The following is a 20,515-nucleotide window of genomic DNA, read 5'->3' on the forward strand; positions in this document are numbered from 1 at the left end:
CCGCTAAAAGTCAGCAGCAATGGTTAGTTTATTACTTTTTGAAAGCAACTTTTATCCATATCACGAATATTCACCGTTAAGCTTCTTACATGACTCGCTTGTTCTTGCAGGATCTGCATTAACGATCGTGACAATTCACGCTTTTGCTCTTCCGTTCGTCCCGAAAGTAACTCAAAGCTGATATGAATAAAGTCTACACTATCTTCCTCCTCACCGACCAACCAATTATGGCAACGCAGTGAACGAGACTTCACTGACGGCACATCAAACAAGCCACATGTGAGAGCGACTTGATGGAGATCTTCCAGTAAGCCTTGGATATTCACTCGCTCATCCACTGAATTTGAGTACTCTAGAACTAGATTCGGCATTGTTACTTCCTGTTGTTAACGCAATCGTTTGTCCCTTAATAACAACTAACGATGAAAAATCCGAGAAGTTAGCTATTATTCTGTCTGCCGGATCACTGATATTTGCTCAGAATCTACTCTGACCATTGAGTAAGATCCAAGAAAGTCATGACCACAGTCATGATCTGTTGATATTAATCTGTTATATTATTTCGTAATAAAGTTTACTTTTTTACATTCGATTTTTTTAAATACTTTGGAGATATTCCTATGCGTCATCCTGTAGTTATGGGTAACTGGAAACTAAACGGCAGCAAAGAAATGGTTGTTGATCTACTAAACGGTCTTAACGCTGAACTTGAAGGCGTAACAGGCGTAGACGTAGCAGTTGCTCCACCAGCACTTTTCATTGATCTTGCAGAACGTACGCTTACTGAAGCGGGCAGCGCGATCATCCTAGGTGCTCAAAACTCTGACCTAAACAACAGCGGTGCATTCACTGGCGACATGTCTCCAGCAATGCTTAAAGAGTTCGGCGCATCTCACATCATCATCGGTCACTCTGAGCGTCGTGAATACCACAACGAATCAGATGAGTTCGTAGCTAAGAAATTCGCATTCCTAAAAGAGAACGGTCTAACTCCAGTTCTTTGTATCGGCGAATCTGAAGCACAAAACGAAGCAGGCGAAACTGTTGCAGTATGTGCTCGTCAACTTGACGCTGTTATCAACACTCAAGGTGTTGAAGCTCTTGAAGGCGCTATCATCGCTTACGAACCAATCTGGGCTATCGGTACTGGTAAAGCAGCGACAGCTGAAGATGCACAACGCATCCACGCTCAAATCCGTGCACACATCGCAGAGAAATCTGAAGAAGTTGCTAAGAAAGTTGTTATCCAATACGGCGGTTCTGTTAAGCCAGAAAACGCAGCAGCTTACTTCGCACAACCAGACATCGACGGTGCTCTAGTTGGCGGCGCAGCTCTAGACGCGAAAAGCTTCGCAGCTATCGCTAAAGCAGCAGCTGAAGCAAAAGCTTAATTTAAACTTCACTGTTTAGATTAAATGAAAGGTCAACTTAGGTTGGCCTTTTTAGTACCTGTCATTCCTGAAACTTCAAACGACAGGCACAAAAAAACCGCTGATAAATCAGCGGTTTTTAAATTCTTTAAGCGAACGCTAAGCGTGGCTTAGAACAACTCTTCTGCAACACGGAACAGCTCAGAACGGTCAGGGTTCTGCATGTTCTCGATACAATCGATGATGTCGTGGTGAACAAGTTCTTCTTTCTCGATACCCACACAACGACCACCATGACCTTCTTGAAGAAGGTGAACAGCGTAGTTACCCATGCGAGAAGCCAGTACACGGTCAAATGCAGTAGGACGACCACCACGTTGGATGTGACCAAGAACCGTTGCACGAGTTTCACGACCTGTTGAAGATTCGATCTCTTTAGCCAGTTCGTTAGCATCCATCATTAGCTCAGTTAGAGCGATGATTGCGTGCTTCTTACCTTTAGCAATGCCATCTTGGATATTGCTGATAAGCTGTTCTTTATCTAGGCCAGTCTCTGGAGTAATGATGTACTCACAACCACCCGCGATTGCTGACATAAGCGTAAGGTCACCACAGTGACGGCCCATGATTTCAACAATAGAAATACGTTGGTGAGAAGAAGACGTGTCACGTAGACGGTCAATTGAATCAATAACAGTGTTAAGCGCAGTTAGGTAACCGATTGTGTAGTCAGTACCCGCGATATCGTTATCGATTGTGCCTGGAAGACCGATACATGGGTAACCCATTTCAGTCAGCTTCTTAGCACCCATGTAAGAACCGTCACCACCGATAACAACAAGTGCTTCGATACCGTGCTTCTTAAGGTTCTCAATGCCTTTCTCACGAACAGCAACGTCTTTAAATTCAGGGAAACGTGCAGAACCTAAGAAAGTACCACCACGGTTGATCACGTCAGATACGCTTGAACGGTCAAGCTTTTCGATACGGTCTTCAACAAGGCCTTGGTAACCATCGTAAATGCCGTAAACTTCAATGCCAACTGATAACGCAGTACGAACAACGCCGCGAACTGCTGCGTTCATACCTGGAGCGTCACCACCACTGGTCAAAACACCGATCTTCTTAATCATGCTCACCCTCGATTTTTGGGAATCTATTATTCAATTCTTGTTCTTGCTGATTGTATATCAACAAGATTTTAAATCTATATTTGTGCGTTATGTTACATTTCCTCAACAGGAATAGCACTCAAATCGCGTAAAATTATGTAACATTTCTACTTCTGTAAGAGTATTACAGTTTTACTCAATAACTTTGTTGATTCACATCAGAATCAACATTAATTGTTACTAAGGTGGTTTTTGAATCACCTTAGAGTTAGTAATTTTTACTCACTCTAGTTCAAAAGCCACCCACTTACCATTTGCCCGCTAATTTTTAGCACGCATTACCACGAGTGGAATTTCTGCTGCTTCTCAGGTCCAAATACCACCGAATACGGGTCTTGGTGAATTAATACATCAGCATCAGGGTACACAGAGATAAGCTTAGCCTCTACTTCGTCAGAAATGCGATGCGCTTCAATAAGTGGGATATTATCTTCCAATTCTAGATGCAGTTGAATGAAGCGAATTGGCCCCGAACGACGCGTTCGTAATTGATGTACACCCAGCACGCCTTCCACGCTCAATGATGTCGCTTTTATCTGCTTCAACTCATCATCCGGCAGTTGATGATCAAGCAGAGACTGAACCGCTTCCATCGCCATTTGATAAGCGCTGTAAAGAATATAGATGCCGATACCGACCGCAAATACTGAGTCCGCCTGACCAACCCCAAACCAACTCAATGCTAAGGCCAGCATAATCGCGGCATTCATATAAAGGTCAGATTGATAATGCAGTGAGTCAGCGGCAATCGCTTGGCTACCCGTTTTCTTCACCACGTGTTTTTGGAAGCGCACTAAACCGAAGGTCATCATCATAGCGAATAAGCTGACGTAGATACCGATTTCAGGGGAGTTGAGTTCATGAGGCCTGAAGAAGCGCTCAATACCATTAAGAATGAGGAAACAAGCCGAGCCTGAGATAAACATCGCCTGTGCTAATGCGGCAAGAGATTCGGCCTTACCATGACCAAAGGTGTGTTCTTTGTCGGCAGGCTGTAGAGAGTAACGAACGACGATGAGGTTAACGACAGAGGCCGCGATATCCAACATTGAATCCACCACGGAAGCCAACAGACTCACAGAACCTGTCACCCACCATGCTGCGACTTTCACTATCAATAAAATAGTGGCGATGGTGGTGGCTGCCCAAGCAGCGAGCGTAACTAAACGTGCGTATTCTTGTTTCATAACTTGGCTATAAAGTGACTGATAGCACAAAGTATAACCTGCAAACAACCAATTGAATATGACAGCTAGGGTGTAAGACATTCATTTTTAGGGATCAAAAAAAGCGGCACACGGCCGCTTCTTTCTAAACACTTTCATTCAAAGCCGCTTTATCAAGCTCGAATTACTTGTCTTTGTTCATGCGTTTTTCCATTTTGTCAGCACACTTAGTCATGCGCTCTTGTTGGATTTCTTTTAGTTGAGTCTTTTGCTCAGCCGTTAGTACGCTCATCATTTCATGTTGCTTCTTAAGCATTGCTACGCGACGCTCAGTTTGCTTCTCAACCATTTGGCTTGCTAGGTCGTTTGCTGCCGCTTCGTCAAAGTTGTCTGCAAGTACTAATGCTTGAACTTTCTCGTGATGCGCTTTCATTTTCGCCATCTTGTCCGCTTTATTGCCTGAGTGTTTTTCCTTCATCTCAGCGCGGTTCGCTTCACGCATCTCTTTTAGTTCTGTTTTTTGAGCATCAGTTAGGTCTAGCTGACGCATCACTTTTTTATCGAAGCCGCCACATTTACCGTGCATGCCTTTGTGGTCGCCTTTATCACCACCACCGTAAGCATATGCGCTTGCTGTACCAAAAATAAGTGGAAGTGCCGCAGCTGCTAATACAAGTTTCTTAGTCATTTTCATAATTGTTGCCTCAATTCGGTATAATAAGTCATGTGTTGCGTCTGTTTTTCAGCGCTTGAATATAGATTAGTCTTTCCCTCGTAAAGTGACGTTTAGAAAGCGTAAAGAATCGTAAAGAGTGAAAGTTGACGAATAATTAGCAGTATTATTAACCCGTAAATAGTAGATAACCGATTAAGGCTTCCCAATGGCGAACATTCTTCTTATTGATGACGACACCGAGTTAACCAGCTTACTCAAAGACATTCTGAGCTTTGAGGGCTTCACTGTTTCCGAAGCCAATGATGGCTATGCAGGACTTGAAGCTATCAATGATGAGATTGACCTGATTCTTTTAGATGTGATGATGCCGCGTCTTAATGGCATGGAGACACTAAAGAAACTGAGAGAAAATTGGGAAACACCAGTGCTAATGCTGACCGCTAAAGGCGAAGAAATCGACCGTGTGATAGGCCTTGAGCTTGGCGCAGACGATTACCTACCTAAGCCTTTCAGTGACCGAGAGTTGCTAGCGCGTATTCGAGCCATCTTGCGCCGAACGCAGACTACCGCAGCACCTAAAGCGGCCAGTGATAGAATTCAATATCAAGACATTGAAGTATTCCCAGGCAAACAAGAAGCATACTGTAATGGCGAACTCATCGACCTCACCACCACAGAATTCGCTCTGTTGAGCCACCTGATCCAAAATCCGGGACAAGTAATCACTAAAGAAGCATTGAGCTTAGATGTGCTAGGTAAAAGACTCGCAGCCTTTGACCGTGCGATAGACATGCACATCTCCAACCTGCGTAAGAAGATTCCCGAGCGCAGTGACGGTAAATCACGTATCAAAACCTTACGAGGTCGTGGCTACTTGTTGGTAGAGGAGGATTAATGCGTATCCCTAAAATCACCAGCTTATATGGACGTATCTTTGCTATCTTTTGGTTCACCATGTTACTGGTGCTTTTGTCGGTACTGTCACTTCCCCATTTAGACCCGCGAGTCGCGCGCGATGTGCCCGCAGATCACCTAGCTAAACTCGAGCGTATCGCCAAAATCACAGAAAAGCGCTACGCCAAAGAACCTAATTTAGGCAAGATTGTCTTCCAACTTGAGGCACCACGCAGCCGTAAGGATTCTCGTCCAAGTATATACTTAACGGATATTGAGGGAGCAGTCCTCACCTCCAAAAGACATTCGGACTACAAGCTTAAAGCGATTCGTAACTTTGTTACCTCAATAGATAACCAAGAAGTACCTAAACAAAAGCTCTACGGGCATTACATGGTCGCAGGGCCAGTACCGGTTACTCTCGCCAACGAAGAATTGTTAATGTATGTCGGAGTGAAGTGGAACCAAACACCGCCATTCTTGTTACGTCTGTTTGATAAACCTTTGCAGTTACTGCTCGCAGTTATGCTGGCGAGTACCCCGCTATTGCTTTGGCTCGCTTGGGCACTAAGTCAACCTGCTCGCAGGCTAGAACGCGCAGCGCAGCGCGTGGCGAAAGGCCAATTTGAGGTCGATCCAACACTCGAAAAAGGTACCTCAGAGTTTAGACAAGCGGGTGAAAGCTTTAACCAGATGGTCGAAGCGGTAAACCAGATGATTTCAGGACAGCAACGCCTGCTTTCTGATATCTCACATGAGCTCCGTTCTCCACTAACACGCCTTCGCATGGCCAATGCATTAGCGATTCGTAAACAAGGTGAAAGCCAAGAATTAGAACGTATTGATACCGAAGCACAGCGTTTGGAACAGATGATCAGTGAGCTACTGACGTTATCTCGTATGCAGGTCGATAGCCATATTACTCGTGAGGTTCAACCTATCTCGAGCTTGTGGGAAGAGATCTTAAAAGACGCAGAGTTTGAAGCTGAACAGATGGGCAAATTGCTAACGTTTTCGGAGATCCCAGAACGCTCTATTTCGGGTAACCCTAAACTGCTGATGAGTGCGCTAGACAACATTACACGCAATGCCATCTACTACGGTAAAGACCAAGTGGATGTGCAATTCCATGTGGTTCAAGATCAGCTAACAATTTGCGTCAATGATAATGGTGATGGTGTTCCAGAGGATGAACTGGATTCTATCTTCAGACCTTTCTACCGAGTCTCAACAGCACGTGATAGAAACTCTGGCGGCACAGGGCTCGGGTTAACCATTACTGAAAGTGCGATTCGTCAGCACAGCGGAACCATCACGGCAAGCCGTAGCCAGCTAGGTGGATTACAGCTCGAAATCACCCTGCCTATCTTACCGGTGTAATACCCCCACAAAGATCACAGTTGATAATGATTGCTATTATCATTATGGTAAATCCTCTAATTATGGAGGATTTACCATGTCGCACACTTTCCCTGCTTTACCCTACGCTTACGATGCCCTAGAACCTTACATTGATGCTAAAACAATGGAAGTGCATTACAGCAAGCACCACAGAACCTACTACGATAAGTTTGTTGCGGCAGTTTCTGGCAGCGAACTAGAACAGCAATCTCTGACCGAGATCTTCGCTAACATCTCGCAGCACAGCCCTGCCGTGCGCAACAATGGTGGCGGCTACTACAACCACATCTTATATTGGAATTGCATGTCTCAAGACGGCGGAGGTGAACCAACTGGTGAGCTTGGTAATGCTATCAAGAGCACATTCGGAGATTTCGAGACTTTCCAAGATCAGTTCGCTCAAGCAGCGATCAATACATTTGGCTCTGGCTTCGCTTGGCTAGTGGTAGAGCAAGGACAACTGAAGATCATCTCAACCTCGAACCAAGACAACCCGTGGATGGATACCGTGGCGAGTGATGGCGAACCGATTCTTGCACTGGATGTTTGGGAACACGCCTACTACATCAGCTACCAAAACCGTCGTCCTGATTACATCAATGCATGGTGGAACGTGGTGAATTGGAATGCCGTATCTGAAAACTACGCGCAAGCATTAGCAAACCAGCTTAAGTGAATGGTGACGGTGGTGAACTGTACTCACTCAGCTTGCCACCGTATACTCTGGCTATCTTTGATTATTCTTGTGAACCAACATGTTTGATATCGCTCTATACGAACCTGAAATTGCACCCAATACGGGTATAATAGCCCCCCAGCCTTAATGGCAATTTTTTTAGGTTTTATTGGCACAACCTCCCCCTCCATACTAGGCTATTAAGATTACATAACTACTGTGTAAATGCTCATGTATAAAAACCTTTACCATGATGTAGAAATCGATGGTATCAACATACAAAGACTACATGTTTATTATGATGACGATTACGAGCCTGTTATTTTACCTAGCTTGTGGTTGGTACAAATTGCAGTAACCTTGGAAGTTTGGGGGTGGCACACATCAGGCCAACGCAGCAATTGTGGCTCCTCACTCTCACGTAAAAAGGTGCTGAACGTAGAGACTGCTTTTAAGGCCGAGCCAATAACAGAAAATACACTGGAAAATTATGTTGGCCATGTGTTTAAATTACTCAAACATATCAACAAAAACCCAGATCTAAGCATTCACCGCACTGAAAATCTGACTACCCGCTATCTCAATCATTACCTCAATGAGGTACTGCCAGAACAATTAAAGTCACCTGAGTCTCTCAAAGCACATCAATCAGGAATTGCCGCATATTGCAATTTTCTATGTGCTTTAGGTGTTTGGGAAAAAGATAATAATCGACCAACAACTATTTATCGAAAAACCAAACAGTACATGGCTGAAAAAGATACACGACCACTCAAGATTAACTATGTCTCTAGCTATGAATACAACGACCTGTTACGTGTGTGCCCATGTAAACGTGACAAGCTATTACTTCAGCTAGGATATGAAGTGGGGTTACGGGCAGAAGAAAATACTGGACTTGAGCTTAATGACTACGAAACACATCAAGGCTTACGCTCAATGTTTAAAGAGCTTGAATCCCGGCCAGAGAAGATGGAGTGGGAATACACCCTTCGAGGGAAATATACCAAGGGTGGGAGAACTGGTAAAATCTACATTGACCGAGAATTACTCCAGAAGATTAAGGAGTACCATGACTTAGATAGAGCAGCCATAGTATCCGAATCTGGGTACGATAGCCCGACATTATTCGTTCGTGACGACCCACAAGGGAAGGGCCTTCCTATTGGTAGGAGACAAGCCACTACAACTTTTAGAAAAGCAAGAACGCAATTACCACAAATTAATCAATCACTTAGCTACCACGATCTTCGTCACTCGTTTGCGACCAAACTATATCATGATGAGCTACTAAACCCTGAAGGCCAAGAAACCCGTTCCGAAAGTGCAGCGCTTGAAGTTGTGCGCCAACGACTCCGCCACAGTGAAGGGTCTACCACGGTAAAAAGATATATACGCCTTCGTATTGTGATGCTAAATCGCGAACACAAGGAATAAGTATGAGTAAGGTTCTTCCTAATGAGTTCGACCAGACCCTGTCACAACCAACAGAACGGTTGATTACTAACCACACCCACCTATTTATCAATAATAAAGCAATCCTTTTTGACAATCGAAGTATCGATGCTAAAACACTTTATCAAGCAACCTGTAGGATACTCATTTCAGAGTGGTGGCAGACATTAGGGGCTCACTCTCAGCGCAACTACAGAAATAACATTAGTGCCTTCTTAACATGGCTAAACAAGCATGAAGTGAACAATACTAACCGTTTAGATTTACTCAACGAATATCAAGCGTACCGTGTCAATGAAGTTAAGGTTAAACCCCAGTCCTCAGGGTTACATTCGCTGCAAATAATGTTAAGAGAAAGCTTGACTGATAATACCTTAACAACACAACAGCAAAACTATATTAAGTTACTTACCCAAAAAACCCACATATCAAATATTGAACCACGTGTACCTGACACTTTAACAGCTTGGTTCGCTCAAATAGATTGGTTGCAACCTATCGTAGGTCAAAGTACCTGGTTAGCAATGGAAAGTCCGAAACGATTGATGGCAAGCTTTAGTGTTACAATTTCTAGTACATTGCTTTGGGTGAGCCGAGTCAAATCTGCAATAAGAAAACTGATAAGTGATTCCCCTTGCCTAAATAAGTTCGACAAAGGGCTAGCATCAAGACAGCGTGATAAACATTACTGCCGTGAGTTACTCACCATAGTGCACAAAAATTCTAAAGATCTACCCGTAGGATCCCTCGAGTTATTACTTACTGATTTTGTAAACCCTATAGCATTTGAAGAAGTAAAATTGCGACTTAATAACGACCAAGAAGTCTGTTTTTTAGGTAAAGTTGATGGGAAACGCACTGAATTCATCAGAAAGCCAAGTCTATTTTCTCCTGAATATCTAGAAACGAACAGTCCATTGGAGCAATTATTAGCAGCTTGGTTATGTGCGTGGCAGACTATTCAACCTAATGATATTTCTAAGCTAACACCTAATAACTTTTGCATTCATTATAACAAACAGAACCGCCCTACAGGAGTTCAGTGTGTTTACTACAAAGGCAGAAGCGGTATCCAAGAACCTCAATTTCTGGAGGCGACGCTCATTGAGGCCAAAGCTCTAATCACCTACCTGAAAAATTCTCCTAATAGCAAACAGTTATTATTCCCTAATAAGCAGACGCATAAAAATTTCAGCCCCTTATCAAGTAAGACTATGAATGGATCGTTGACCCAATTATTGGAGCTTCCTGTTCTATCCGAATTTATCCAAACACAACTCTAGGCCCGATCGATTAGTGATGACTTCCGTCATCTCTATTTAACTATTGCACACCATAGCAGCTCTTCATACCCCATTTGGAGTAAAGCAGCACTTAAAAATCAGCAAAGTTACGACATCGAAACCTATCGAAATAAAGTAGCTCGCCCATTACCGCAATCAATGTTTGGGCTTTCTGCAATTAAGACAAGTTCAGTCCAAGCACGCAGTGACCGGTACCGTGATGGTGACCTTATTAATATCAACTCGCATTCAATAGGCACAGAGAAAACTGGTTATATGACAGATCAAAACAAAGAATGGGTAAACCAGAATGGCCGGATTACTCGAATTGTACTTGATGATATTGAGCACCATGCTTATAAACCAAACATCAATACTGCACTTAACTTAGCCCGAGAGCGTCGGCTGCAGACCCAAATAATGCAAGAGACAGCCAACCAAGAAGTGCGTATAAACCCTCTCGGACAAGTTATCACGACCTCGACCGAGGAGATGACGACAAGTGATAAGCAGAGCCTCCACATCGTATGGGATACACCTGAAACTGTAGTTTACTTCTTACACTATTTGTCAGAAGCCGAACGTCAGGCCAATCGGCTCATTGAGCATGCGTTACAATATTTCGAGCGGACCGTTCTACCTGATGCTGAATGGATGTCATCATTACTTAACAATGGTCTTAGCCCGAAAACCATTCGCTTGGGGAAAAAGAGCTATAAAAAACTACATGAAGTACTGCCCCCCCTATTTGAGAACCAAATACAAGGAAGTGGGAGCATATGATGACTCCAATAGCTTTACCAATAAATGCAAATCATCATGCTTACTCAACAAGTGAATTACAACAACGCTTGATAAACATGGGCTGCACTAGTGATTTAGACGCCAAGCAATGGGTATTCGATGGTTTGGTCCTCAACTTTTCAGGTATCTATGGACTAGAGAACCATAAATCAGAGTGGTCTCAGAAACTTGGGATTAAACCACATTGGTTAGCTCGGCTCTTATTTCTCGACATTATCAAAGCACAACACCATAAAAATTCACTTCGTAATAACTTTAACTTAATAGTCAAATGGATGTTTTGGCTGGCTGAACGTGACCAACATCAAAAAAATTTAGCCTTATCTATAAAACCCGAGCAGAAGGAGGCAGTAAACACACAGGTACTTCAACCTATAAAAAAAGTGACCTGATCGGGTTATTTGAGTACCTAATAATGCACAATATCTCTGAAATAGGTACGCCAGTACGCCGCTTAACACCTCGTTCTTTCGAAGCTATCAACCTAAGAGAGTGGCAACTAACATTACAGCAACTAGGTTTAAAGGAGCTTGGGTTTACTAGTTTCTTCTCTTCTAATGTCCTGAAAAAAGCATGGAAAGAAACTATAAATACAGTATCTTCCGGCGAGTTAACTTATGCCGATTGGAAGAAAGGTGGCACCCTCAACCGTTTGCCACTTGATTACGGACGACACTATATTGAACACTGCCATACTTTTTTTTCTCAACATATCGCTTTAGCTACTGCACTCAGTCTAACCCTACAAGATACTAAATCTATTGCTGGCATGGCTGGTGTCAGCACTTATAGAGCTCAAACTGTCATTTCACACTTTCTAATAGGGCGAGAGATTGAGCAATTGCCCAAAAGCCTCATACACAACTCAACAACAGGATACCGTAAGATAAATGACAGGACACTATTACAAATACAATCGGCAACGAAAGACATTTTTTCTAAGCACCTTCGTTCACTGAAAGTAAGAGAGGCATTACTCAGCACCCTCGAAATCCTTGAACTAGCAAAAGAGCTTAACTTCGATTGTGCGAATGATGATGAACAGGACTGGTTGCGCCATATCGTCACCATATACCTACCAGAACTGGACGATGAACATTACCCATGTACAACAGAAACGAGAGAGCTACATGACAAGTGGATAAATGAAGTGGTCGAGCCAAGGTTAAAAGTAAGTGTTGATTCGGATTATATTAAAGCTTGGCTAAAGCGAAGATGGGGGCTTTTGAGTGAAGATATTGATGTAGAATTCCCCTCTGTTGCTTGGTTTAGTAACCTTGGACTGGAGATCTCGAGCTCCCGTCGTTCTACTTATTTGCATGAATTAATTAGAAAGGTTATTGATTCAGGTTTAACCTACGTTGTCGCTCTAACAGGTTGGCGTGAGTCAGAGTATGGCTGGTCAATACAAGACATTCATATAGCCCGTAATCGCGATTTATTGGATCAATTCACCTGCCCATGGCGGTATACAGTCAAGTGGGAAGTACCTAAAACCAACAATAAAACTAAGCTTTCTCGAGAGATTACTCATAGTACCTTCCTCATATCTCAACAATTAGCACAACTTGTAAATGCTGACACTCTGAGACCTTGCCTTTATCCGAGTCAACATAAACAAATTAAAGATCCCAACCTATCAGCAACCTTTATTAAAAACCGCGTGAAGTCTATGTGGGGACACTTCGTGGATTATTATGCTCCGTTTATCCAACTAGACAAAGCTGAAGCCTTAGTTGCGCTGCGTAAACTGGCTTGTCATCAAGTTTTAAAACAGAGTGAACAGCTGCAACTTAAAATGTTAGCAGCAGAAAGCCTCAATGAAGATTGGCCTAGCTTGCAGCAAGATAACCTACTTGTAGAAGTACGACGAAGGGCTCGTAAAGAAAAATCTCGCGTGATTTTTTTCATAGATAATAATAACCGAAGAGGTCTCTTAAAAAATTATTGCGATGGCAAACTACCAAAACACGTACATAATTTGTTAGAAAAATACCTTTCAACAAGCACTAAACAGGACATAAGGACCCACGCTAATAAGAATAAATTTTCAGCAGACTACAGTAGGGAGGTGGTTAACGAATTGGTTGGAGGGTGCCTATACCCTACCGCACATACATTTCGTCATATGTGGGCTGAAGCTGTGTATCGCCGCTTCGATGGAGATGCTGGCTGGATGATACGCTCCCAGTTTAAGCATATAAGCCAAAATATGTGGCTTGCTTATATTCGCGATAAGGATAATAGGCGGCAGCATGACACAGTAAAAAGGCGTGTTATAAGTTCTTTACTGCAGAATCATCTAAGGAGATCAGGCAAAGGTTTTGCCGGTAAGCTTGACACAATATTACGCAGAGTATTTGCAAAGACTCATGTGACCTCTCCCAACCACCTCGACAGATCAATAGTTCAATTTGCTCAAGAAGAGATTCAAGACATCAAAGCTAATCCTTGGGGGTTCTGCATTTTACTCAAGCGTAACCAGCACCGCGCCAAATGCGCTGTTGACGGTATCCCTCAAAGGCAGAACGCTTGCCCGGGGTTATGCCTTGGGTGTAGTAATAATCTAATCCAAGAAGGAAATATACAAGGAATCTTACTTGGTATCGCCAATGATGTAAAAGTCCTAGAAACCCCAGGGGTCCCAACGGCATGGCGTGAGCCTGCCATGATGACAGTTAGAAATGCACTCAAGCAACTTCAACGTCTAAAGGTGGCTCCAACGATCATGGACACGCTACAAAGTGCCCTAAATACAAAAGAGGACGCATTATGAGTCTCAGCCTACTTCTACAGCAAGCTCAACACGAATGTAAACAACAACCTGAAGAGCTACCTAATTGGGTATCTCCAAAAAATAAATCTATCGAGGCTTGGCGCACCCTACTAGCGCTTGAAGCTCAACGAAAAAACCACATCATAAAACACAGAAAACCCTCCGACTTTACCAAATCAAGCCTTTGGCAAATCAGGGTCAGCGATGTGGCCAATTCCATTGAGGTAAAACCCGCAACGCTCGATCCAACGAAAGGATCAAAGTGGGCCGTAGGTTTCCGTGATGCGCTAAACAATAGCAACAAGAAACTTTTGAAAGCAAAAGAACAACAGGTAAATACCTATCTTAATAATAAAGCTAAAGGTAACTCGGGGAAAACCCATGATGAGCTACTAAAGAAATGCCAACAGTTAGAAAAAGAGCTAGAAAAAGAAAGACGACGAAACACCGAGTCAATATGGCTCAACAGAATCTCTGAACTATCATTACCAGTGAAACAAATACTCGGCCTAAAGGGGTAGCGGAATTATTGCGTAGAAAGTTGCGAGAAATTAGATGTACCTAATACTGTCAAACTTTAACAATTGTATCAGTCAAAACTGGATCTATAACGATACAGGGTAGCTGATAACAACCTGCATCGTTATAGAAGATGTCTCGATATTTTTAAACACTTATTCACCTCAAAACCCACAACAAATTGAATCATGAAGTTTAGGTCATCCCCTCTTTTCTTTAGCCTTTATTTTCGCTAAGTAATGTAATGAGTTTCCTTCTTTCACTCTCCGTCATTTGAGACACAATACATGCTAACTCAGCAGAACTTTCATCTTCACAGAAGAAATAATTGAGCGGCACACCAAGCTCATCAGCGATAAGTTTTAAGGTTTGAACATCTGGGGCATGCTTGCCTTTCTCGTATTGATTCATTCGAGGGCTTGCTGAACTGGCATCCATACCTATGCTTTCTCCCAAGGCTTTTTGAGAGAGTTTTGCTTTTTTTCGAGCTTGTTTGAGTCGCTCTGGGATTGGGTTTTTAAATGACACTTAGATTTCATTTCTCTGAGCTCAAGTTAACTAAGATTTTCTTAGTTTTATGGATTTCTGTATACTAAGCAATCCTTAGTTTTTTGGTTGGTGTAATTTTGGAAATGAAACGGGCTCGAAGAATTAGTGCGGTCATGCACAAGTTATTGATAGAGAATGGGTTAGATGGGTTCACCGTGCTAGAAGCGAGAGATTTGTGGCTATCACTTGATAATGTGGACTCCGACTCTGCCGAAGCTCGCAAAAAGGTGTACCGAGCAATTTTTAATTTTGAAAAGAAAAGTTGGCTGCGAAGTGAGGGCTATGGCCGGGAAAAACGTTACTTTCAAGCGGATCAATTCAAAGCGTTGTATGACAATGTAACCACGAATAATCAAGCGGATATAAAACCTCAAATACCTATTCAAAACTATTCCATTTTGAACTGTGAACTCAATGAATATAAGGGTGAACTTGAGATCGTACTTGGGGAGATTGACGAGTATCAGTCGATTACATCCCGATTTCCTGAGCTAAAAAATAAACTGGCCCCTTTGCATCAGGAAGCTAAAGATCGCGCCGCTTTATTGCTCGGTAAAGTGAATGTTTTAACAAGGGTTCTTAATACTCTCTATGAAGAAGATGAACCGTGTTAAGGGAATGGCAAGGTGAATGCTCTGACAGAGCGTTGAAAAAATATCAATCCAACGGCTCCCATTTCTTTTGCCAAGCTACACCAGGGGCTGGTAAGACAGTGCTTGCCGCTACTATTGCGTCAAGACTGCTACAAAGTGACATGGTAGATCTTGTATTGTGCTTCTCGCCATCATTGACAGTTTCTGATGGTATAAAAAGAACCTTTTCATCGATACTTAATTGCACATTTAATGGTGGTATGGGAGCTATAGGGCAATCTTTAACATACCAATCTATCCAGTTCCTCAATGATGAGTTTTGGCAAACATTGCGGAATCACAGGGTCTTTGTTGTTTTTGATGAAATACACCATTGCTCTGGCTCTGAGGTTGAAAATGCGAACATTTGGGGGCAGCAAGTTCTCACAAAGATTCAAGGGCTTGCTACTTTTACCCTCGCACTTTCAGGTACACCGTGGCGTTCAGATTCTTTACCCATTGTCATGGGTGAGTACAGCGACCCAGACGGACTGCTTCTTGTCGATTACCAATACACTCTTGAACAAGCTATTGCTGATGGAGTTTGTAGAACGCCTAAAATCGTCTTGGTTGATAATGAACACTTGTCTGTTAGTAGTTGCGAAAAAGTCGAATCCTTTTCATCAATATTAGAGATGCTTAAACAGACAAAAGCATCCTACCAGAGTGTTATTCACAACCAAGAGGCGATGGAATATCTACTCGGTTTAGGATGTGAGCGGTTAGAAAAAGTACGTATCAGATCCCCCAATGCCGGTGGGCTGATTGTTGCAGCGTCGGTTCAACATGCGCAAACAATCAAAGAGATACTATCTCAAAAACTTGGGCAAACCGTTTCTATCGTCACTTATCGACATGAAGAACCGCTAGCAGAAATAGAGCGTTATCGACAAAGCGACGCACAATGGATTGTTAGTGTAGGTATGATCAGTGAGGGTACTGATATTCCGCGCCTTCAAGTATGTTGCCATATGAGTTCAGTCAAAACGGAATTGTATTTCAGGCAGGTGCTCGGAAGAATACTTCGTGTGAATAATACAATAAACCAACAAGCGTGGTTATTCACTTTTGCTGAACAAAGTCTGATTGAGTTTTCTGAAAGGATTGAACAAGATATTCCTGAGCCTTGTCTCTATGTAAGTATGGGGAAACCTATCGAAACAGAGTTCTCTGGTCGAGGAAATAGCTTAAGTGTCGCGCTTCCGCTTGAGTCCCAAAACAGTGGGAGAACAACAGTATCTTGGGAAAGCAGTACAGACAGTTCAAATAGTCTCTATGGAACAGTAGGGACGTTTGATGAGCTTCGACTTGGGGCATTTAAACAGAGAGTGATCTCGGCTTTCTCTTCCATGTAGTTGAAGAAACCATAGGCTACAATTTCACTAAAGGCACATTGGGGAGGCCGGAATGAATTACTTTGCAAAGGACCCCTTCTAGGTAATGCAAACCTGGAGGGTAAATGAAAAAGCTAAAACAGCAGTACCGGAACCGTATAAAATACCAGCGCCAATATCTTTGGGATCTTTATCCAAGCGTTCGCAGTGGAACTCATAAGCACTTTTCTACCAAGCAGGAAAAGAGCTACTACTTTCTTCACAAGGTTGAGTGTAGAGGTTACCCGATTAAACTGCGTGCCGCGCGAGGAAAAGCGTTAGCTAACCCATGGGACGACTACCCGTCGTATGTGTATGGCCCAGCAAAAAGTTGGAAGCATAACTCGAAGCGTCAAAAACAATACTACCGATAACCCATCAAAGCTCTCTATTCCGGAGAACTTTTTTATACGCCCCTCTTTCAGTCGAAGGATAATTTATCAGTAACGTCATAACACATTGAATTTAAATCATTAATTTAAAAGAAAATAACTTAATCTTTACGCTGATATTTCTTAAGTGGCCACTCACATCGCAAGTTGCGATGCGCAGGTTGCGATGTGAAGTTAAAACCACCTGGAATCTTGCTTTCTGTGGCAAGAGAGCATCACCCGTAAAGGTAAAATGTGTTGGGGGGAGTTATGAGGGGTTCCCTCAGCGCTGAGTGCGTTTAATGTAAGTAGGGATTGAAGTGGTCCACTCAATGTATAAACACATTTCAGGACGGGACAACTAGCTCAAATAAGCCAGCTCACTCACTATCAGTGGCTCATTTTTTATTCTGTGAATACAGAAAACCACGGGGTTACCCGTGGATGAATGCCAATTCCCAAATTACAGCGTAAGCTGTTTGTAATTTTGGTCAACGCTTTAGCGTTGTCACGGTAAGTACCCCGGGCATGCCCGGGGAATCTTCTCATAGATAATTCTTAAAATATTTATTATTTAACCGAAGCCTGTACCGATTTAATTAACATTCCCTCATCATCATCTTGGCTTGTCGATATAAAGTGGAGGTAGCTAATGCCATTTGGGCTGGTGTTATTAATTGTTAGTCTTTTTAAGACTTTACCATCTAATAAGACTCGACTTGTCGAGTTTTTCTTTACACCATTCCAATCTAAGCTAAGAGTATACCAACGGTTTGCTTCAAGTTCGTGATCACCAATCTTCTCCCCTGGTGCAACATTTAATGTATACATTGAATAGTGAAGCGCTGTTTCATCGACAGCATTGAACAAGCGATCAGCGAGACTGATTTGAGTACCGCCACTATGCTCCTTTAACATGAAGCGGATATCAACTCGACCGTTCTTTCCGTTCGGGAAATTCCAAGTCGCACCGCCTTTTTCATAATTCAGGTCATTGTCTATATGAATTAGTTCCGAATCACTCACTCTCTTAATTTGCAGCGCTTTATGTTCAGGCTTATCGATAAGATCGACAAGGTGAGACGATTGTTTACGATCGTAACTGACGTGGCCTCTAACCTCCGGGATATAGCTATGAACGGTCCAATTTCCTAGACCATTTTCAAAATGGTCACTGCGTTCTTTTTCATAAAGCCAACGCGTGTCCATAATCATCAAACGGCGATGTTCTTTATGTTGCCCAACTGAAATAAGAACGCGATGCTCATCCAATTCGACAAATTCACTTTGCTGCTTACCCCGATCACCCTGACCTTCAAAGAGTGCATAATCGTCTCTATTGCGGTGTTCATCTAGGATAACTTCTCGAAATCCAGTCCATGTTTTACCATCGTTGTTAGAGATTGCAGCATGGTGCGAGTCACGATTGGTAAATACATCTTCCCACATATCATCTTGGGTTCCTTTGTGTTCAGGCAAGGGCATCGTATTTGTCCATAGCGCTAGTAGACGCCCATCCTTCAAGCGGCCAATGGTTGGCATCGTCAGAGTACCGAAAAAACGTGAAGGCTGTGATTCTGTCCATGTATCACCATAGTCTGACGAGAACGCTTCGTAGTACTGGTCTTGAGAAGTACGAATAAGAATCCAAAGGCGTCCGTCCCTAAGCTCTACAATAGAACCTTCAACGCCACTATTACGCCATCGCACACCTTGGTGGATCTCGTCTTTTTCATGCGGTGGTGCTGATATTATATCTTGAGAAGCGCGCCAAGTTAGACCGCCATCATCTGAAATATGTAATGTTGTGCCTACGCGCATATCATGTGATGGAATTAAAATACGTTGACCATTATTAACGAAAGTTGGACTACGCATTATGCCACCAAGGGTCAGGTAGTTCTCTTTGTCACTTTGCTTCCAGTTATAGTCAAGTTGGCCACCTTTAGTCACAGCGCCCCACTCGCCATCAAGCCCTCCACTGGAAATAAAAACGTAGCCATTGATTGGCTGGACTCGAATATATTCTCCAGTATTTGGGTTAGGAACAATAGCAGGGGATTCAATCGGAATTCCGCCAAAGTTAGGTGGGTAAGATGCTGACGCCAAGCTTTCTTGCCATGTAAGACCATTATCATTACTGACCAGCACTTTTCGGCCATCATAACCTTCCCCACCATTATAGTGGCGAATTTCATTCTCACTAGCGCGAACTAACCCTCTGCCTGCATCGGCAGGGGGAACCCCAACTATTTCTGGAGGTTGGATATTTTCAGTACTCGCCAATACAGCCTGTGGAATAAGTAGAGACAACACAATAAACTTATGTAACTTCATTTTTTCTCCAAAGATTTAACCAGATAACGAAATATTCAAATTAGACACAGTTCAGTTTGAAATTAAACTCCAAATAAAACCCAAACATGCGAATCCCCCCTATAATGTAACGATGAAGAATTATTTCAATACAAAAACACCACAATGGAGCTTTGCTTCACGACTTTATTCGTAAAATAGAAAGGAATGAGATCTGGCCTCAAGTATTATGTAAAAAAACCTTACAAATATTGAAAATCAAAATCTTAAGAAATTGTTATTTAATGACATTAAATCATTACCTAGTAACCATTCACTAACGGTAATTTGACTTGTCATTTTTGATGAGCACTGATGTGGTTTAGAGATCTTAAAAGGTTCGATGACGGTTTTGTCACGACAGACGTAATGATGTCGGTCTGCACCGACACTGACCGGAGAATAAATGGCAAAACGGCTTCATTCCAAATAACAGCCAACCTGAGTCTGTCGGATTTTTTTGAGCTGAAATAGCCGAAAGACCACAAATTCCCAAGTCCAGAAAGTCAAGACGCTGCCGAGCTACAAGTGATGCTAAAAGTACTGATGGCCGAGCAAACACAAAAGGAATTACTGCGGAAACAAGACCGTCAATCCTTACTTCAGCAACTCAAATTCGCCTTCGTTCTCCAGTTCGCTATACGCTAGAGGAGTTAAAGCCTTATGATGAATCACAAGGTAACTTCTTCAACGAAGCTGATTAAAGTCGTGATGGAAGAAGAAGTTGAGGTGACGACTACCACAAAGAAAAATCGCGGCAAACGCCCCCTCTCCTTTTTTGCTAAGACCTTGCCTCGTGAGGTTAGCTAACTCGATTTAAACGAGCATGAAAAACAATAGTGCAAGGCATTGGCAGAAAAAATTAGCTATTATCTAAAACACCAAACAGTGCTGATGTGAGCAATGTTTTATAGCATCGTCGAGATCGAGAAAGCTAACTGTTTTATTCTTAACAATTATAAGTCAAGTGAATAAAAGAACTAACGAAAGCAGAGCAAGATATCGATTCACTACTACCTTTTGTATCGCTTCATAGGTTCATG

At 42.7% G+C, this 20,515-nt stretch carries 20 protein-coding genes; 14 read left to right on the forward strand and 6 right to left on the reverse strand.

Translation table 11 applies throughout. From position 1 onward, the window contains the following. Positions 1-23: 23 nt before the first annotated feature. The gene (locus tag ITG09_15070) at positions 24-371 is read right to left on the reverse strand and encodes a 5-carboxymethyl-2-hydroxymuconate isomerase (GenBank protein UPR51971.1); all 348 of its coding nucleotides are present in this window, start codon (positions 369-371) and stop codon (positions 24-26) included. Between the two features lie 249 nt (positions 372-620). Here ITG09_15070 and tpiA point away from each other — a divergent pair, with 249 nt between their 5' ends. Further along, complete coding sequence (tpiA, locus tag ITG09_15075) at positions 621-1,391, forward strand: triose-phosphate isomerase (GenBank protein ID UPR51972.1); 771 nt, start codon at positions 621-623, stop codon at positions 1,389-1,391. A gap of 149 nt (positions 1,392-1,540) precedes the next feature. Here the strand turns inward: tpiA and pfkA are convergent, their stop codons facing one another. The 3 genes from pfkA to ITG09_15090 all read right to left on the reverse strand — a co-directional run bounded on the left by pfkA (position 1,541) and on the right by ITG09_15090 (position 4,402). Beyond that, a complete protein-coding gene (gene pfkA / locus ITG09_15080; GenBank protein ID UPR51973.1) occupies positions 1,541-2,503 on the reverse strand; it encodes a 6-phosphofructokinase in 963 nt (320 codons plus the stop codon). A gap of 317 nt (positions 2,504-2,820) precedes the next feature. Beyond that, positions 2,821-3,729, reverse strand: a complete 909-nt coding sequence (gene fieF / locus ITG09_15085) for a CDF family cation-efflux transporter FieF (GenBank protein ID UPR51974.1) — start codon at positions 3,727-3,729, stop codon at positions 2,821-2,823. A 163-nt stretch (positions 3,730-3,892) separates the two neighbouring features. Further along, a complete protein-coding gene (locus ITG09_15090; GenBank protein ID UPR51975.1) occupies positions 3,893-4,402 on the reverse strand; it encodes a CpxP family protein in 510 nt (169 codons plus the stop codon). Positions 4,403-4,589: 187 nt separating this feature from the next. Between ITG09_15090 and ITG09_15095 the strand changes: the two genes are divergently transcribed. From ITG09_15095 to ITG09_15135, 9 genes are all read left to right on the forward strand, one after another. After that, positions 4,590-5,279, forward strand: coding sequence for a response regulator (locus tag ITG09_15095; GenBank protein UPR51976.1), 690 nt, complete (start codon positions 4,590-4,592; stop codon positions 5,277-5,279). After that, positions 5,279-6,658, forward strand: a complete 1,380-nt coding sequence (gene cpxA, locus ITG09_15100; GenBank protein ID UPR51977.1) for an envelope stress sensor histidine kinase CpxA — start codon at positions 5,279-5,281, stop codon at positions 6,656-6,658. Before ITG09_15095 ends, cpxA begins: the two co-directional genes overlap by 1 nt. A 76-nt stretch (positions 6,659-6,734) precedes the next feature. Continuing rightward, positions 6,735-7,355 carry a superoxide dismutase gene (locus ITG09_15105; GenBank protein UPR51978.1) on the forward strand — a complete coding sequence of 207 codons (621 nt, stop codon included), beginning with the start codon at positions 6,735-6,737 and terminating at the stop codon, positions 7,353-7,355. Between the two features lie 231 nt (positions 7,356-7,586). Continuing rightward, the gene (locus ITG09_15110; GenBank protein ID UPR51979.1) at positions 7,587-8,792 is read left to right on the forward strand and encodes a site-specific integrase; all 1,206 of its coding nucleotides are present in this window, start codon (positions 7,587-7,589) and stop codon (positions 8,790-8,792) included. Positions 8,793-8,794: 2 nt separating this feature from the next. Continuing rightward, on the forward strand, positions 8,795-10,093 hold the full coding sequence (locus tag ITG09_15115; GenBank protein UPR51980.1) for a hypothetical protein: 1,299 nt from the start codon (positions 8,795-8,797) through the stop codon (positions 10,091-10,093). 276 nt (positions 10,094-10,369) lie between these two features. Then, the gene (locus ITG09_15120; GenBank protein ID UPR51981.1) at positions 10,370-10,876 is read left to right on the forward strand and encodes a hypothetical protein; all 507 of its coding nucleotides are present in this window, start codon (positions 10,370-10,372) and stop codon (positions 10,874-10,876) included. Beyond that, positions 10,873-11,289: a hypothetical protein gene (locus tag ITG09_15125; protein ID UPR51982.1), complete on the forward strand. Its 417-nt coding sequence runs from the start codon at positions 10,873-10,875 to the stop codon at positions 11,287-11,289. Before ITG09_15120 ends, ITG09_15125 begins: the two co-directional genes overlap by 4 nt. 23 nt (positions 11,290-11,312) lie before the next feature. Continuing rightward, entirely contained in the window at positions 11,313-13,673 is a 2,361-nt protein-coding gene (locus ITG09_15130) for a hypothetical protein (protein ID UPR51983.1), read from the forward strand. Then, positions 13,670-14,194, forward strand: coding sequence for a hypothetical protein (locus ITG09_15135; protein UPR51984.1), 525 nt, complete (start codon positions 13,670-13,672; stop codon positions 14,192-14,194). The genes ITG09_15130 and ITG09_15135 overlap by 4 nt, the downstream gene beginning before the upstream one ends. Before the next feature lie 214 nt (positions 14,195-14,408). Here ITG09_15135 and ITG09_15140 read toward each other — a convergent pair whose 3' ends face one another. Beyond that, a complete protein-coding gene (locus ITG09_15140) occupies positions 14,409-14,720 on the reverse strand; it encodes a helix-turn-helix transcriptional regulator (GenBank protein UPR51985.1) in 312 nt (103 codons plus the stop codon). A 104-nt stretch (positions 14,721-14,824) separates the two neighbouring features. Here ITG09_15140 and ITG09_15145 point away from each other — a divergent pair, with 104 nt between their 5' ends. The 3 genes from ITG09_15145 to ITG09_15155 all read left to right on the forward strand — a co-directional run bounded on the left by ITG09_15145 (position 14,825) and on the right by ITG09_15155 (position 17,120). After that, complete coding sequence (locus ITG09_15145; protein ID UPR53655.1) at positions 14,825-15,355, forward strand: hypothetical protein; 531 nt, start codon at positions 14,825-14,827, stop codon at positions 15,353-15,355. Next, a complete protein-coding gene (locus ITG09_15150; protein ID UPR51986.1) occupies positions 15,349-16,728 on the forward strand; it encodes a DEAD/DEAH box helicase family protein in 1,380 nt (459 codons plus the stop codon). Before ITG09_15145 ends, ITG09_15150 begins: the two co-directional genes overlap by 7 nt. 104 nt (positions 16,729-16,832) lie before the next feature. Beyond that, complete coding sequence (locus ITG09_15155; GenBank protein ID UPR51987.1) at positions 16,833-17,120, forward strand: hypothetical protein; 288 nt, start codon at positions 16,833-16,835, stop codon at positions 17,118-17,120. Positions 17,121-17,687: 567 nt separating this feature from the next. Here ITG09_15155 and ITG09_15160 read toward each other — a convergent pair. After that, the gene (locus tag ITG09_15160; protein ID UPR51988.1) at positions 17,688-19,454 is read right to left on the reverse strand and encodes an exo-alpha-sialidase; all 1,767 of its coding nucleotides are present in this window, start codon (positions 19,452-19,454) and stop codon (positions 17,688-17,690) included. 681 nt (positions 19,455-20,135) lie between these two features. On the opposite strand from ITG09_15160, the gene ITG09_15165 reads away from it, so the two are divergent. Next, complete coding sequence (locus tag ITG09_15165; protein ID UPR51989.1) at positions 20,136-20,282, forward strand: hypothetical protein; 147 nt, start codon at positions 20,136-20,138, stop codon at positions 20,280-20,282. Positions 20,283-20,515 lie beyond the last annotated feature (233 nt).

Source organism: Vibrio cyclitrophicus (assembly GCA_023206055.1).
GTDB lineage: Bacteria > Pseudomonadota > Gammaproteobacteria > Enterobacterales > Vibrionaceae > Vibrio > Vibrio cyclitrophicus_A.